Source organism: Paenibacillus sp. CAU 1782, from assembly GCF_054551715.1.
Genome location: NZ_JBTOLL010000003.1, coordinates 151,155 through 167,060, shown reverse-complemented (window position 1 = coordinate 167,060; position 15,906 = coordinate 151,155). Strand labels below are relative to the sequence as shown.

The window sequence follows — 15,906 nt, the reverse complement described above, 5'->3', positions numbered from 1 at the left end:
AAACCATTTCTTTCCCATCTTTTGTATGTTAAACTACTTAACAAATTCATCCCACAGAATAAAACCTCTATCTACACTCACATTGCATCCACATACACCATGTATATTCTGATTATTCTGAAATTTTAGAATATTAATTTAATAACGCTTTACAGCACTGCAGTCCCCATGAATGTTCCAATACATCATCCATCATTTTTGCTCTGCCCATACTCAAGGAGGGATTTTATTGCAAAATGAGCTTTTGACCATTACCCATCTTACGACATCCTTCAAAATCGGAGATGACTACTATGCTGCGGTAGACGATGTTTCGCTTAGCGTAAAGCCGAATGAAGTCGTCGCCATTGTTGGCGAATCCGGCTCTGGCAAAAGCGCGCTGGCGTTTTCGATCATGGGACTGCACGCTCGGGCAAAAAGCGAAGGCAACATTGCTTTTGACGGCTACAATCTGAACAAGCTGGCTCCAAACGATTTAAACAAGCTGCGCGGACGGGACATCGGCATGATTTTTCAAGATCCGCTGTCTGCGCTTAACCCGCTTATGACGGTTGGGCAGCAAATCGAAGAAGCTCTTATTCTTCATCAAACCCGCCTGACGAATAATCAGCGAAAAAAAAGGGTGATTGAGCTGCTCACCGATGTCGGCATTTTGCAGCCCGACGTTATCGCGCTCAGCTATCCCCATGAGCTATCCGGCGGCATGAGACAAAGAATCGTAATTTCCATCGCAATTGCCAATAAACCAAAGCTCTTAATCGCAGACGAGCCAACAACGGCATTGGATGCAACGATACAGCTTCAAATTCTGGATTTGATCAAAAAGCTGAAGGACGATATTGGAGCCGGCATTATCCTCATTACGCACGACATTGGCGTCGTTGCAGAAATGGCAGACCGCGTAGCGGTCATGTATGCGGGCCAAATCGTTGAAATTGCCGATATACATACGTTATTGTCAGACCCCAGACACCCTTACACCCGCTCACTGCTTCGTTCCATACCATCGGCAGATACACCAAAATCCAAGCTGTATTCCATACAAGGCGTCGTTCCGTCCCTAAGCAACCTGCCGCGGCAGGGCTGCCGCTTCCGTTTCCGCATTCCGTGGATCGGCGAGACGGCTCATGAAGAAAACCCGGAGATGCATGAGCTGTCCCCCGGCCATTTTGTCAGATGCACGTGCCATCGGCATTTCTGGTTTCCCGGAGAGGAGGATATCCGGCATGGCGCTTCTTGATGTAGAGAATCTCAAGGTTCATTTTCACGGGCGCTCCGGCTTGTTTTCCCGCAAAACAAAGCCGTTCAAAGCCGTCGACGGCATCAGCTTCAGCATTGAAGAGGGCCAAACGTACGGTCTTGTCGGCGAATCCGGCTCCGGCAAAACAACGACGGGAAGAGCGATTATCGGCCTTAACCCTCTCACCTCGGGCAACATCACGTTTAACGGGCGGAATCTGGGGGCCGCGCGTCGTAAAGGACGGATCGTCTTTAACCGGGATATTCAAATGATTTTTCAGGACCCCTACTCTTCCCTTAATCCCAAAAAAAGAGTGCTGGACATTGTGGCGGAACCGCTTCGCAATTTTGAGCGGCTGTCTCCCAAGGAAGAGCTGTCAGCCGTTCAGCAGCTGCTTGCGCAGGTCGGCATCAGCGCCGACAGCATTTACAAATATCCGCATGAATTTTCCGGCGGCCAGCGCCAGCGGATCGGCATCGCCAGAGCCATCGCGTTGAAGCCAAAGCTTATCATTGCCGATGAGCCCGTTTCAGCTCTGGATTTGTCCGTCCAGGCTCAGGTCCTTAATTTTATGAAGGACATTCAAAAAGAATTAAACCTGTCCTATTTATTCATTAGCCATGATCTCGGCATTATCAAACATATGTGCGACAAAATCGGCATTATGTACCGGGGCAGATACGTCGAACAAGGCTCCACCGAGGAGCTGTTCAGCAATCCCCAGCATATTTACACCAAACGTCTGTTGGCCGCCATTCCTGTGAAGGAGCCATCCGAACGCGCGGAGCGAACCCTTGAACGGGAGGCGATTGCGGAGGAATTCCAAACGTCCTACCATCGCTATTTCGATAAAGACGGATTGGCCTATCCCCTGCAGCATATTGCCGGAACGCATTATGCGGCCGCGCAAGGAACGGGGGGCCGCTGATGGGGAAAACAATTACCAGACGATTCGGCATTATGATTCCGCAAGTGATTTTGCTGAGCATCCTTGTTTTTTTGCTGGCCAAGCAAATGCCGGGAGATGCGTTGACGGGCCTTCTGGACCCCAGCGTTGACCCCGCCGTCATCGAAGCGCAGCGCGAGAAGCTTGGACTGAACAACCCCTGGCATATTCAATACTGGGATTGGATCACCAAAGCGCTGCAGGGCGATTTTGGCCAGTCCTTCCGGTTCAAAATGCCGGTATTGGATCTAATCGGTGAACGAATCGCCAATACGGTTTGGCTGTCGCTGGCCACCTTGATCATTACTTATCTGATCGCTATTCCTCTAGGCATTACCAGCGGCCGCTATAACGATACGCTAGGCGACAGGCTGATTACAGGTTACACCTATTTGGGCTTCGCCGCGCCTTTGTTTATTTTTGCCCTGCTTATGTTATGGCTGTTTGGCTTCAAAATAGGATGGTTTCCGACAAGCGGGAGCGTAACGCCTGGTCTTGTGCCAGGTTCATTGGAATACGTCATCAGCAAATTTTATCATTTGCTCTTGCCCGCAACCTCCATGGCGCTGATTACGACCGTTACGACCGTCCAACTGCTTCGCAGCGAAATCATTGATATCAAGCACAGGGACTTTATTCATACGGCCCGCGCCAAAGGCGCTTCTGAATCGCGTATTTATAACCGCCATATTTTGCGGAATGCCTTACTGCCGATTGCCGCTTTTTTCGGGTACGAGCTTACGGGGCTAATTGGCGGAACGATTTTTATTGAAAGTATTTTCAGCTACCCCGGCATGGGCGAGCTATTTTTCAGCTCGATTCTTTTGCGGGACTTCAGCGTGATGATCACGATTATTTTGCTCTATGGCATCGCTTCTATATTGGGGGCGCTGATATCCGATTTGATTCTTGGTTTGGTCGATCCGCGTATTCGGATTAAATAACGCATCCAGGAAAGGAGGTTCTGTCTTTTGACTAATCCCACCCCCAACGAACTCCCGATCTCACAGGGTGAAGCTTTTGCGGTTAGAAGTCCCTCGGGACTTCGCATTTTGTGGCGCGAAATTGTACGAGACAAAATTGCGCTTATTTCGCTGATTTTTATTGTTATCGTAACCTCTTTTGTCTATATCACCTCCCTTGTGCTGGACCAGGAGCAAATCGTAAAGGTTGATTTGTTTGCGCTGAACAAAGCGCCATCTTCCGAGCATTGGCTCGGAACTGATTATGGCGGAAGGGATATTTTTGGCCAATTGATTATCGGCACTCGCAATTCGCTGACAATCGCTATATTGGTTACGGCACTAACCGGTATTATCGGTATCTCTGTCGGCGTGATTTCGGGCTATTTTGGCGGCATGATTGACAATTTATTTATGAGAATGGTCGATTTCTTCCTCATCCTGCCGTTTCTAATGATTGTTATTGCCTTCATCGCCGTTGTTCCCAAATACAGCATTTATTCCTTCACCCTCATCATGACGGCCTTTCTCTGGATGGGTATTGCCAGGCTCGTACGCTCCAAAGCGCTTCAGGAGCGGGAGCTGGACTATGTCAAAGCATCGCGGACGGTAGGCACCTCACATGCCGGCATTATTTTCAAACATGTCCTGCCAAACCTCAGCTCCATCATTATCGTATCGATGACGCTGAATCTGGCAGCTAATATCGGGCTTGAATCCGGGCTGAGCTTTCTTGGCTTTGGTTTTCCGGAGGATACGCCAAGCCTGGGAACGCTCGTCAGCTATGCCCGCAATGCGCAAACGCTTGAAAACAGACCTTGGATCTGGTTACCTGCATCCACACTGATTCTGGTGCTGATGTTGAGTATAAATAATGTGGGCCAAGCGCTGAAACGCGCTGCCGACGCAAGACAAAGAAGAGGATAAAGGAGGAAACGATTCATGCTCAAAACCAGCTTTTCAAAAGTAATGCTTCCTGTCATGCTTACCGTTGTTCTTGTCCTTGCAGCTTGCTCCAACAGCGGAGGAAGCGAACCGTCCGCTTCTCCATCCGGCACGGCGTCATCATCGCCTTCGCCATCAGCTTCAGCAGCTCCGGAGGTTAATGAGGACGGCCTATTCAGCGTCACCGATTTTAACAACATCAAATCCAATCAGGGGGATGCCATTACCGGCGGCACGCTTAATTTCGGCCTCGTATCGGATACGCCGTTCGCCGGGACGCTCAACTTTAACTTCTACAGCGGCCAGCCGGACGTAGAGGTGCTTGGCTGGTTCGACGAGGCCATGCTGACCTGGGACGCCAGCTATGTATACACAAATGACGGCGCCGCTACCTACGAGGTTTCGGAGGATGGACGCACCTTCACGTTTACGATTCGCGACAATGTAAACTGGCACGACGGCACGCCTCTTACTGCCGAGGATTGGGAGTTCGCGCATGAGGTCATCGGCCATCCCGATTACGACGGCCCCCGCTATGACGCCAGCCTGATCAATGTTCAAGGCATGGCGGAATACCACGACGGCAAAGCGGATAAAATCTCGGGGATCGAAGTTTTGAGCGACAAGCAGCTGCGGATTACATACATCGAATCCAACCCTTCCCTGATCACCGGCGGCATCTGGAACTACCCGCTTGCCAAGCATATTTTCAAAGACATTCCCGTTAAGGACATGTCGGCGTCGGCAGCCGTTCGCCAGAATCCTGTAGGTATCGGTCCCTTCAAGGTGGAGAGCATCGTGCCGGGCGAATCCGTTGTTTATGTCAAAAACCCGGATTACTGGCGCGGCGAGCCAAAGCTCGACAAAGTTGTTCTTCGCGTCATCAATCCCTCCAACGTCGTTCAGGAAATCAAGACGGGCGGCATCGACTTGGTCGGCTCCTTCCCTGTTGATCAGTTCCCGGACAATGCGGGATTGTCCAATGTTGAATGGCTGGGCATCGTTGACCGCGCCTATACGTATATCGGCTTTAAGCTGGGCACATGGGATGCTGCGGCCAATTCGGTCAAACCTAACCCCGACGCCAAGATGGGCGATGTGAATCTGCGCAAAGCAATGTGGATGGCTGTAGACAACGACACAGTTGGCAAGCAGTTTTATAGCGGCTTGCGCTGGAACGCAACAACGCTTATTCCTCCTTCCCATCCGGAATATCATGATTCCTCCAACCCGGGCGTAACCTTTGATCCCGAAGCTGCCAGAAAGCTGCTGGACGATGCCGGATACAAGCTGAATGGAGATTTCCGGACCAATCCGGACGGAAGCGAGCTGGTGATCAACTTTATTTCCATGACAGGTTCGGAGATCGCCGAGCCGCTGTCCCGCTACTATGTACAGTCATGGAAGGACATTGGACTGAATGTTCAGCTCGAAATGATTGAATTCAACGCCTTCTACGACCGCGTCGGCAACACGGGCGAGGATGATCCATCCGTTGACGTGTACCAAGCCGCATGGGGAGTCGGCATCGACGTTGACCCTGCCGGCCTGTACGGCCGCGACGCGATCTATAACTTCTCCCGCTATGCTAACGACGAGAACGACCGCTTACTCAAAGAAGGTCTCTCCGAAAAGGCCTTTGAGAAGGATTACCGGATTCAAGTTTATAAGGAGTGGCAAGACCTCATGATTCAGGAAGTACCTGTCTTCCCGACGCTTTACAGAGCAAAGGTTGTTCCAGTAAACAACCGCGTTCATAATTATTTCATCGGCGACGGTACTAACATGTACATCCACGACATCGCAGTCAGCGCGGATAAAGCAATCGTTGCGAATTAACAGAGCGTATCTAAATACAGACTAACCAATAAAGCCTGAAGCACTTATATTTTGGAATTTCAAGCAAGGAGCTTGCGGATCCTGTCCGCAGGCTCCTTTTTTGTTGTGTCCATCTCCCCATAGCTCAATCTAAAAACAATGCTTAACCGAAAACTGAGCTTAGCGGAGGGGCAAAGGGATTCTGGAGAAACGTTAGTGCTCGCCTTTAAAGACCGATTCCCGCCACTGCCTCGAAATAATAAAAGAAATCGGACTTTAACAGCGATCGGAAGAACCCTTTGTCACGTAGCGATCCCTCTCGGTTGAAGCCAAGCACTGCTTTTAGGTTGAGCGTCACATAGTTAAAAATTTATAAAAACAGGTCAATCCATTGGAAATACAGCTCCCCCCTCCTCCCGCTACAATAAAGGTGAAAATCCAATTGCTGTAAATTCATGGAGAAGAGGGGTTTCGAAAATGAAAAAAACGATGTGGTGCAGTTTGCTGACGATTTTGCTGATTTTTGCACTGGCCGCTTGCTCGAGCAATGGCGGGAGCGGCGGTTCGGGAGGTTCCGGGGGCGAAAAAGGCAGCATCGGCATCGCGATGCCAACCAAATCCTCCGAGCGTTGGGTCAACGACGGCGCCAATATGAAGAAGGTTTTTGAGGAGCTGGGGTATTCAGTTGATTTGCAATATGCGGAGGACGTTATCGAAAACCAGGTTTCCCAGATCGAAAACATGATTACAAAAGGCGCAAGCGTGCTCGTAATCGCGGCAATCGACGGCGAATCGCTGACGGACGTGCTGCAAAAAGCAGCCGACGAAAATATCTCCGTCATCGCTTACGACCGGCTGATCCGCAACTCCGAGCATGTCAGCTATTACGCTACCTTCGACAATTTCAAGGTTGGCGTGCTGCAAGCTTCCTATCTGGTCGATAAGCTTGGACTGAACGACGGCAAAGGCCCGTTCAACATCGAACTGTTCGCCGGCTCGCCCGATGACAACAACGCGTACTTCTTTTTCAACGGCGCCATGAGCGTCATTCAGCCTCATATCGACAGCGGCAAGCTTGTCGTCAAAAGCGGTCAAACGTCGATGGAACAGGTAGCGACGCTGCGTTGGGATGGAGCAACTGCCCAAGCACGGATGGATAACCTGCTGAGCGCCAATTACACGACCGAGGATGTACACGCGGTATTGTCGCCGTACGACGGCATCAGCATCGGTATTATTTCTTCATTAAAAGGCGTGGGCTACGGCTCATCCGATAAGCCAATGCCGGTAATCAGCGGACAAGACGCGGAGCTGGCCTCTGTCAAATCCATTATCGCCGGCGAGCAGACATCCACGATTTTCAAGGATACGCGCGAATTGGCCAAAGTGGCCGCCAGCATGGCGGAAGCCGTTCTTGAGAACAAGGAACCGCAAATCAACGATACGGAAACCTACGATAACGGAGTTAAGGTCGTCCCGTCCTTCCTGCTGGAGCCCGTTTCAGTCGACATCAGCAACTACAAAGAGATTTTGGTGGATTCCGGCTACTACCAGGAAGGCGATTTGAAGTAAGATTCGTTGCAAATCAATGAGGGAATCAACAAATGGTTTGGCGCCGCAAAGCGCCGAATCATTTGTTTATCCCCGCAAAGCGCTATTAAGGAGCGGGTAGAGCATGGCATCAAACCTTTTGGAAATGCTGGCGATCACCAAAACATTCCCCGGCGTTAAAGCGCTGGAAAACGTAAATCTGCAAGTTAAGGAAGGCGAAATCCATGCCCTTATGGGCGAAAACGGAGCGGGAAAATCAACCTTGATGAAGGTATTGTCCGGCGTATACGAGCACGGCACCTATGAAGGCGATATTTTGTTCAGGGGCGAGACCTGCCGATTCCGCGCCATTACCGACAGCGAAAAAAAAGGAATCGTCATCATCCATCAGGAATTGGCTCTGATTCCCCAACTGTCCGTCGCCGAAAATATCTTTTTGGGCAATGAGAGATCCCGGGGAGGCATCATCGACTGGTACAAAACAGAGCTGGAAACCAGAGAGCTGCTGAAAACGGTAGGCCTTGATGAAAAACCTTCCGTTAAGGCCGGTTCGCTCGGCGTCGGCAAGCAGCAGCTTGTGGAAATCGCCAAGGCGTTGTCGAAGGAAGTAAAGCTGCTTATTTTGGACGAACCAACCGCGGCATTAAACGAAGAGGACAGCGAAAATTTGCTGCGCCTTCTGCTGTCGTTTAAGCAGCAAGGCATCACCTCCATCATTATTTCGCACAAGCTGAACGAAATTATGAAGGTCGCGGATTCAATCACTATTTTGCGGGATGGAAAAACCATAGAAACCTTGGACGTCCATGAAGAAACGATTACGGAGGAACGAATCATTCAAGGCATGGTCGGACGGGATTTAACGCATCGTTATCCTCCCCGCGAGCCCTCAATCGGTGACGTATGGTTTGAAATCAAGGATTGGAGCGTTTACCACCCCATCCAAAGCGAACGCATGATGGTGGACAGGGCCAGCTTGAACGTCCGCAAAGGCGAAATCGTCGGCATTGCGGGTTTGATGGGCGCGGGCAGAACGGAATTGGCCATGAGTCTTTTTGGCAGGAGCTACGGCCAGAAAATAAGCGGAACGATCCTGAAAAACGGCAGTCCCATCAAGGTTCCCACCATCTCCGCCGCGATCGAAGCCGGCATCGCTTACGTAACCGAAGACCGCAAGGAATACGGCTTAATTCTGATGCAGGACATCAAAAGCAATATTTCGCTCGCCAATTTGTCCAGCATTTCGCGCCGTTATCTGGTGAACGATCATCAGGAACTGATCGAGGCGGAACGTTTCCGGGAAAAAATGGCGATCAAAACGCCAAGCGTTCATCAAAAAACGGGCAATTTAAGCGGCGGCAACCAGCAAAAGGTCGTGCTTAGCAAATGGATTTTTACCGAGCCGGAGCTGCTGATTCTGGACGAACCGACGCGCGGCATTGACGTTGGCGCCAAGTTTGAAATCTATTCCATCATCCATGATGCGGCTTCCCAAGGCAAAAGCGTGCTTATGATTTCATCGGAGCTTCCCGAGCTTCTCGGCATGTGCGACCGGATCTACGTCATGAACGAAGGACGCATAACCGGCGAGGTCGCCAGAGAAGAAGCCACGCAAGAGCTTCTGATGAAATACATGACGAGAGGACGGGATTAGCCGATGCTGAATTATGTTAAGGGACTATTTCGAAGCAACATCAGACAATACGGCATGTTTATCGCGCTTGCGCTTATTATGCTGTTTTTTGAAATTATTACGGACGGCACATTGTTAAGACCGCTAAACATTACAAACCTTGTTTTGCAAAACAGCTACATTCTCATTCTGGCGATCGGCATGCTGCTTGTCATCATTACCGGCCACATCGACCTTTCCGTTGGGTCCGTTGCCGCTTTTGTAGGCGCCGTGTCGGCCATTATGATGGTTAATCTCAATATTCATTTCAGTCTGGCCATCATTTTGTCCTTGCTCATCGGCGCGGCTGTCGGAGCATGGCACGGCTTCTGGATCGCCTACGTGCGAATCCCCTCCTTTATTGTGACGTTAGCGGGGATGCTGCTGTTTCGCGGTTTGACGATGCTTGTATTGGACGGTAAATCGGTGGCCCCGTTCCCCGACGGGTTCCGTGCGATCAGCACCGGGTTTCTGCCCACCTTTGGCGGCGGCAGCCTGCATTTTGTAACGATTATAATCGGCATTGGCCTTTCGCTGCTGCTGATCGTTCTGGATTGGCGCAAGCGTCTGCTCGACCAGCGGTATAAGCTCGAGGTGCTGCCTCCTGTTTTCCTGATCGTCAAGCTTGCGGTCCTGGTTGCGATTCTTAATTACTTTGCCTTTTTGCTGGCTTCGTACAAAGGTCTGCCCAATATTTTTGTGCTATTGTTTGCGCTGATCGTCTTCTATACGTTCATCATGCGCCGCACCATTATGGGCCGCCATATTTATGCGCTTGGCGGTAACGAAAAGGCCGCCCGCCTGTCGGGCATCAAAACGAAAAAAATGACCTTTTGGGTTTTCGTCAACATGGGCGTCATGGCCGCGTTGGCAGGTCTCGTATTTGCGGCAAGACTGAACGCCGCCACGCCAAAGGCCGGCGTAAACTTCGAGCTCGACGCCATTGCCGCGGCGTTTATCGGCGGCGCATCCGCCACGGGCGGCGTAGGCACAGTCATCGGCGCAATCGTTGGCGGCCTCGTCATGGGCGTCATGAACAACGGCATGTCCCTGGTTGGCCTCGGCATTGATTATCAGCAAGGCATCAAAGGCCTTGTGCTCCTGCTGGCCGTTGCTTTCGATATTTACAACAAAAACAAATCCTCCTAAATGTGTGTGCTATAATATTTTTGAATTCCTTGATTTCCAACTATTTCAACCCAACACATGGCCGGAGGACCGCTCATGAAAAAGCTTCTTCTCCTGTATCTCATTCTTATTTTGACGCTGCTTGCCTATTTGTACGTCGCTCATTTTCGAGGCAACGATACGGCATATAACGAGCAGGAGGCCGGCTTGCGCGGCGGTCTGGACGAGAAATACGTCATGGTTAATTTCCTGAGCGGCATCGACTATTGGAAAAACGTGCTGAAAGGTTTTGAGGATGCGGCCGAGACGTTGAACGTTTCCGTGGAATATCGGGGAGCGACGCAATATGACGCCCAAGAAGAAGTGATCGTGCTGGAGCAGGTCATTGCCCGGAAGCCTTCCGGAATTGCAATTAGCGCCATCGACTCCGAGGTGCTGAACGATGCCATCCAAAAGGCGGTCGAAGCCGGCATTCCCGTTGTAATGTTCGATGCGGACGCGCCGGACAGCAAGGCGTATTCCTTTATCGGCACCAACAATTACGAAGCCGGCGTAACCGCTGCGCGGCAAATGGCGGCGATGGCGGGCGGCAAAGGCCAAATCGGTATTATTACACATCCCAATCAGTTGAACCACCAGCAGCGGACAACGGGCTTCAAGGAAACGATTGAACGAGAATTCCCCGGTATGGAGGTTGTCGCCATCGAGGACGGCAAAGGGGACCAGCTTGTGTCGGAGCAAAAAACGTTGGATTTAATTGACAACTATACCGATCTTAGCGGCATTTTTGTTACAGAAGCCAGCGGCGGCGTTGGCGTGGGCAACGCCGTTTTTGCCGCCGGTCTGCAAGGCAAACTGACCGTCATTTGCTTCGACACCGATAAAGGCACACTCGACATGATCAAAAGCGGAATCGTTTCGGCAACGATTGCCCAAGGCACCTGGAGCATGGGCTATTGGTCGCTCATGCAGCTGTTTCACTTGAATCATCAATTGGTCGAGCCAATGCCCGACTGGAAGGGCGCCAATGTATCGCCCGTTCCGAATTACGTCGATACGGGCGTAACGGTAGTGACCGTCGAAAACGTCGATCATTTCTATGCCAAATGAGGGAACGTCCATGATGCCGAAAATGACCCCGATACTGCGAGAGACGCTGCAGCTTAACAACTGGCCGATTCGCAACAAGCTGATTGTCCATTTTTTGCTGATCAGTATTTTGCCCTCGTTGTGCATTACCTTTTTATTTTCCCTGACCGTGGGCAACATGCTGGAAAAGCAGGCCAATCATCAAACGCTTCAGCTAATCGGCAATGTGAACAAATCGCTGGATGCCCATACGGCCAATATTCAGAACGTGTCTTATTTTGTAGCGATGAACCCCGAAGTTCAGACTTTTTTGAGCGAAGGCCATCTGTCCATCAACAGGGATGAAGACCGCTATCGCGTCTTCAAGTTTCTGCAGGGATTTACGACGTTATATTCCGAAATCGCCGGCATTATGGTTGTCAGCTCCGACGGCCATTATTTAAGCAACGAAATGTATGCCAGAGGCGACAGCAATCTGACGGAGGAATATTGGTACCGCGAAGCCGTAGCAGCCAGAGGCATTTTCAAAATGATCGGCAGGCCGGTCGACCGCAATGTCATAACTCATGCCAACTATAAGGAAAACGAGCTGGTCTCCGTCGTCCGGGCTATTCAGGACCCCGAAACCGGCGCCAACAAAGGGGTCGTGATCATCGACCTGAAGCTTCGGGCCATTGCGGAAACCATACGCGACGTCAAGCTTGGCAAACGCGGGTATTTGGTCGTTATCGACGAAAACGGCGATGCCATCTATGCGCCGGGAAATGCTGTAACCATAGGCAAAGAGTTGTTTGAGGCCATGTCCGCAAACGCTTCCAATATGCTTGCCCACGAGGTAAGCGGCGAAAAGCTTCAATTTATTTTTCAGAAATCGGGCTTTACCAACTGGACGACCGTAGGCGTCTTCCCTCTGCAGGATATGCTTCAGGAGATTAAAGATATCAACTTATATCTGGTTTTGTTTGTTTTTGTCGTTTGCATGCTGGGCATTACGGCATCCTATTTCTTGTCCAATTCGATTTCCCGCCCCATCACCCAGCTTGCCTCCGTAGTCCGCAAGGTCGAAGAAGGCAATATGAGTCTGCGCATGAGCGGCGAGCGTTCTGATGAAATCGGGCTTTTGGGGCGCAGCTTTAACAAAATGCTGATTCAAATCAACCGCCTTCTTAGCCAGGTAGAGCTGGAGCAGCGCAAAAAACGGGAGGCCGAGCTAAGAAGCCTGCAAGCCCATATTCAGCCCCATTTCCTATACAATACGCTGGATACGATCCAATGGCTTGCCCGGAAGGATGGCGCTAAAGAAGCGACGGAAATGGTCGAAGCTTTGTCCAAGCTGTTCCGTCTCGGTTTAAGCAAAGGACAAGAGCTGATTCCGTTGGAGGATGAGCTGGATCATATCGGCAACTATTTGAAAATCCAGAAAACAAGATATAAGGACAAGCTGAATTACAGCATTGATATACATGAAAATTGCAGAAATCTTACTGTTTTAAAGCTGATCCTGCAGCCGGTTGTCGAAAACGCCATCTATCATGGCATCAAGGAACGGCGCGGTCCCGGATTGATCAGTATTCGGGTCGCTCTGCAGCGAGGTTATCTGATGCTTGTTATACAAGACGATGGCGCGGGCATGCAGGAGGAGAAGCTGCGGCTTCTGAGACAAGCGCTGGTTCTGCCGCTGGATGACCGGGAGGATGCCATCGGAAGCGCGGAGCTTACGTTAAACGGCAGCAGGATTGGTTATGGACTCCGCAATGTGCAGGAAAGAATGCAGCTTGGCTTCGGGATGGCTTACGGTATTTCGGTGGACAGCGCCGCTGGCAGCGGAACGACAGTCACCCTCCGCCATCCCGTCTTGAAAGCCCAGAGGAGGGATGGCACATAGACGGCAAATGGAAAGTCGTTATTGCGGACGACGAGGTCATTATTCGGGAAGGAATCCGTTCTGTCATTCAATGGGAAGAATTAAATCTGGCTCCGGCGGGCGAAGCCGAAGACGGCGAAGAAGCGCTTGAGCTGGCTTTGGCGCAAGCTGCGGATATCGTGCTGGTCGATCTCAGCATGCCAATCATGAACGGCTTGACGTTAATTCGCCATATACGGGAGGAACTGCCGGCTTGCAAGATGATCATCATTACGGGACATGACGAGTTTGCCTACGCCCAGGAGGCAATCAAATTCGAGGTTGCGGGTTATATTCTCAAGCCGATTAATCCGGAGCATTTGAATCAGGTTTTGGCCTCCGTCATTGCCAAGCTGGATAACGATTATACGCAAAAAAAACTGCTGCAATCCGCATCTCGCCAAATTGAAAAACATCTCGATTTGCTGCGGGACCGCTTTTGCCTGGAATGGATGAGCGGCGAGCTTAGTCTGGACGAAATTCGCGAACAGCTGCTGTTTCTTGATTTGCCCCAAAGCGGTCTGTCCGCGATATGCGTGCTCCTGTGGCCTGAACTCGCCAGCGGCGAAATCCTTTATTCCCAGCGGGACCGCCAATTGCTTCTTTTCGCCATCGAAAATATAACCTTGGAATGTTTCGCGCAAGAACATGGCGCCGAAGAAACCTGCGTTCATTTCCGGGATTACGACGGATATCTTGTTTTTTTGCTGCGGCATGTCCCTTCCAGCAAGCTGCTGGCGCACATCAGAGAGTCGGTGCAGAGTTACTTGAACATTCGCATCCACTCCGGTCTTGCGCTTAACGGCCAGGACATGGATGGCATCCATCTCGGCTATCAGCAGGCCAAAGCATCCATTCAGCAGGAGCTAAAGCTTTCGCCGCTTATCAAACAAGCCAAGGAATGGATTGCCGCCAATCACAAGGACCAGGGGCTTTCGCTGGAGCAGGCGGCGCGCGCGTTGAACGTCACCCCCGTTTATCTCAGCCGGTTATTCAAACAGGAGACGGGACGATCATTCATCGGCCATCTGACCTATACCCGCATGAAAACCGCCATCGAGCTATTGCAGGGCAGCGACATGACCATTCAGGAAATTTCGCAGCAGGCTGGCTACGAAACCCAACATTATTTTAGCACCGCCTTCAAAAAAACAACCGGCATGTCCCCCAATCAATACCGCAAACGGTAGCTGCCTCCTTGTGGAGTGATGCACTGTGAATATAGCGTGTCGAAGTTTGCTGCAATCGTGGAGTAAAAAATGCAGTATAGCGTGACGCAATCTACTAAATCTGCGGAGTAATACTATACGATCTAGCAAGTCGTTTTGTAACGCAAAAAGCGCCCGCATTTCGGGCGCTTTTTTCATAGGGACCAGCAGCATGCCGGCCCCTCCCTTCTATCCCTATTTTGCTGTGATTTTGCTGTGATTTGGCTGTGATTTGGCTGTGAGTTACTCTGATTGTACTGTACTGCAGGCTGTTCGACTTATGTCTTGTTCAGACTGCCCTGTACACGCTAATTTATTGGGCCCCACATACGTAACGACTGGCAAGGACAAGTATGTCTAATGGACGTTTTTGTCCGTTAGCGGGCATTTTCAGCAAAATTAGAAAGGGGCTGTCCAAAAAGTCAAACGCTCTAACGGACACGGAAGTCCGTTAGACGCGTAAAACGCAGATTTTGAAATTCTAACGGACATCCTTGTCCGTTAGAGCCCCAAAATGGGTAATTATTGGATAATTTTCACTGTAACGGACATCAATGTCCGTTACAAACGCAAAAAGTTAAAAAATATGCGCTAACGGACACGGATGTCCATTAGCGTTTTTAATTGAATCAGATACGCGGATCGGCTTTTTGGACAGCCCCTTGGTTTTGAGGTGCATATTCTGCTTTTTTCGAGCTTTAATGGACGTTTTTGACCGTTAGAAATATCGATTTTACGTTTTTCAACGTTTAACGGACAAATCTGACCGTTAGCCACATTCAGTTCGCCACTAAAATTCGGCAGCGTCAGTTCGGGTCTTCTTTTGGTATAAAGTTGTAGATTTCTCCGGATTCAAAGGTGTCGATGAGCCTGTCCAGCCATTTGTAATAAGCAAGTGCGTCATTGACCTTCTCTTGATCGCTGAGCAGCAGCTTGACCATCGCCTGATCGCCGTCGTAACGTTCCAGCAATACTCCGATTTCTTTCATGCTCCGGTTTAATACGCTCATGTTTTGCTCGACGGCTTTGCGCCACTTAATAGAGAAAAAATCGGTAAAGTTCTGATGCCAATCCGATTCAACCTCGTACAAATCCTTCCGCGAACCTTTCCCCCACACTTTATTGATCATTTTCAAATCGTACAGGGTACGCATGCCGGTGCTCATGGACGTTTTGCTCATGCCCATCGTTTCGCTCATTTCATCAAGCGTTACCGGCTCGCGGTTAAAATACATATTTCCGTATAAATGGCCAATGGATAACGTAATCCCGTATAAATCCATGTTTTTGCCGATTGATTCCACCACGCGTCTACGCATTTGCAGCAGCAGGGTGCGCTGTTCGTCGCTTAATTCCTTCAGTTCATTCATGTCATCCCTCCTGAGGAGTGGCCGCCGCCTTTCAAAAGATACTATCGCTATTGTAAGCAAACGCCAATCTTATG

12 protein-coding genes are annotated in these 15,906 nt (G+C 50.4%); 11 read left to right on the top strand and 1 reads right to left on the bottom strand.

Annotated features, from left to right (window positions below; genetic code table 11):
* Positions 1 to 229: 229 nt before the first annotated feature.
* The 11 genes from ACX93W_RS11445 to ACX93W_RS11395 all read left to right on the top strand — a co-directional run bounded on the left by ACX93W_RS11445 (position 230) and on the right by ACX93W_RS11395 (position 14,444).
* Positions 230 to 1,240, top strand: a complete 1,011-nt coding sequence (locus ACX93W_RS11445) for an ABC transporter ATP-binding protein (RefSeq protein ID WP_459392504.1) — start codon at positions 230 to 232, stop codon at positions 1,238 to 1,240.
* On the top strand, positions 1,227 to 2,168 hold the full coding sequence (locus ACX93W_RS11440; RefSeq protein WP_459392503.1) for an ABC transporter ATP-binding protein: 942 nt from the start codon (positions 1,227 to 1,229) through the stop codon (positions 2,166 to 2,168). Before ACX93W_RS11445 ends, ACX93W_RS11440 begins: the two co-directional genes overlap by 14 nt.
* Positions 2,168 to 3,130, top strand: coding sequence for an oligopeptide ABC transporter permease (gene opp4B, locus ACX93W_RS11435; RefSeq protein ID WP_459392502.1), 963 nt, complete (start codon positions 2,168 to 2,170; stop codon positions 3,128 to 3,130). Before ACX93W_RS11440 ends, opp4B begins: the two co-directional genes overlap by 1 nt.
* Positions 3,131 to 3,157: 27 nt before the next feature.
* The gene (locus tag ACX93W_RS11430; RefSeq protein ID WP_459392501.1) at positions 3,158 to 4,075 is read left to right on the top strand and encodes an ABC transporter permease; all 918 of its coding nucleotides are present in this window, start codon (positions 3,158 to 3,160) and stop codon (positions 4,073 to 4,075) included.
* Between the two features lie 15 nt (positions 4,076 to 4,090).
* Positions 4,091 to 5,932, top strand: a complete 1,842-nt coding sequence (locus tag ACX93W_RS11425) for an oligopeptide ABC transporter substrate-binding protein (protein WP_459392500.1) — start codon at positions 4,091 to 4,093, stop codon at positions 5,930 to 5,932.
* A gap of 456 nt (positions 5,933 to 6,388) precedes the next feature.
* Complete coding sequence (gene chvE / locus ACX93W_RS11420; RefSeq protein ID WP_459392499.1) at positions 6,389 to 7,483, top strand: multiple monosaccharide ABC transporter substrate-binding protein; 1,095 nt, start codon at positions 6,389 to 6,391, stop codon at positions 7,481 to 7,483.
* Between the two features lie 103 nt (positions 7,484 to 7,586).
* Positions 7,587 to 9,116, top strand: a complete 1,530-nt coding sequence (mmsA, locus tag ACX93W_RS11415) for a multiple monosaccharide ABC transporter ATP-binding protein (protein ID WP_459392498.1) — start codon at positions 7,587 to 7,589, stop codon at positions 9,114 to 9,116.
* A gap of 3 nt (positions 9,117 to 9,119) precedes the next feature.
* Positions 9,120 to 10,283: a multiple monosaccharide ABC transporter permease gene (gene mmsB / locus ACX93W_RS11410; RefSeq protein ID WP_459392497.1), complete on the top strand. Its 1,164-nt coding sequence runs from the start codon at positions 9,120 to 9,122 to the stop codon at positions 10,281 to 10,283.
* Positions 10,284 to 10,358: 75 nt separating this feature from the next.
* Positions 10,359 to 11,372 (top strand): substrate-binding domain-containing protein, encoded by a 1,014-nt coding sequence (locus ACX93W_RS11405; RefSeq protein WP_459392496.1) that lies wholly within the window; start codon positions 10,359 to 10,361, stop codon positions 11,370 to 11,372.
* Between the two features lie 10 nt (positions 11,373 to 11,382).
* A complete protein-coding gene (locus tag ACX93W_RS11400; RefSeq protein ID WP_459392495.1) occupies positions 11,383 to 13,236 on the top strand; it encodes a cache domain-containing sensor histidine kinase in 1,854 nt (617 codons plus the stop codon).
* Positions 13,233 to 14,444 carry a response regulator gene (locus ACX93W_RS11395; RefSeq protein WP_459392662.1) on the top strand — a complete coding sequence of 404 codons (1,212 nt, stop codon included), beginning with the start codon at positions 13,233 to 13,235 and terminating at the stop codon, positions 14,442 to 14,444. The genes ACX93W_RS11400 and ACX93W_RS11395 overlap by 4 nt, the downstream gene beginning before the upstream one ends.
* A gap of 824 nt (positions 14,445 to 15,268) precedes the next feature.
* On the opposite strand, the gene ACX93W_RS11390 is transcribed toward ACX93W_RS11395, so the two are convergent.
* Complete coding sequence (locus ACX93W_RS11390) at positions 15,269 to 15,832, bottom strand: GbsR/MarR family transcriptional regulator (protein WP_459392494.1); 564 nt, start codon at positions 15,830 to 15,832, stop codon at positions 15,269 to 15,271.
* Between the last annotated feature and the right edge of the window lie 74 nt (positions 15,833 to 15,906).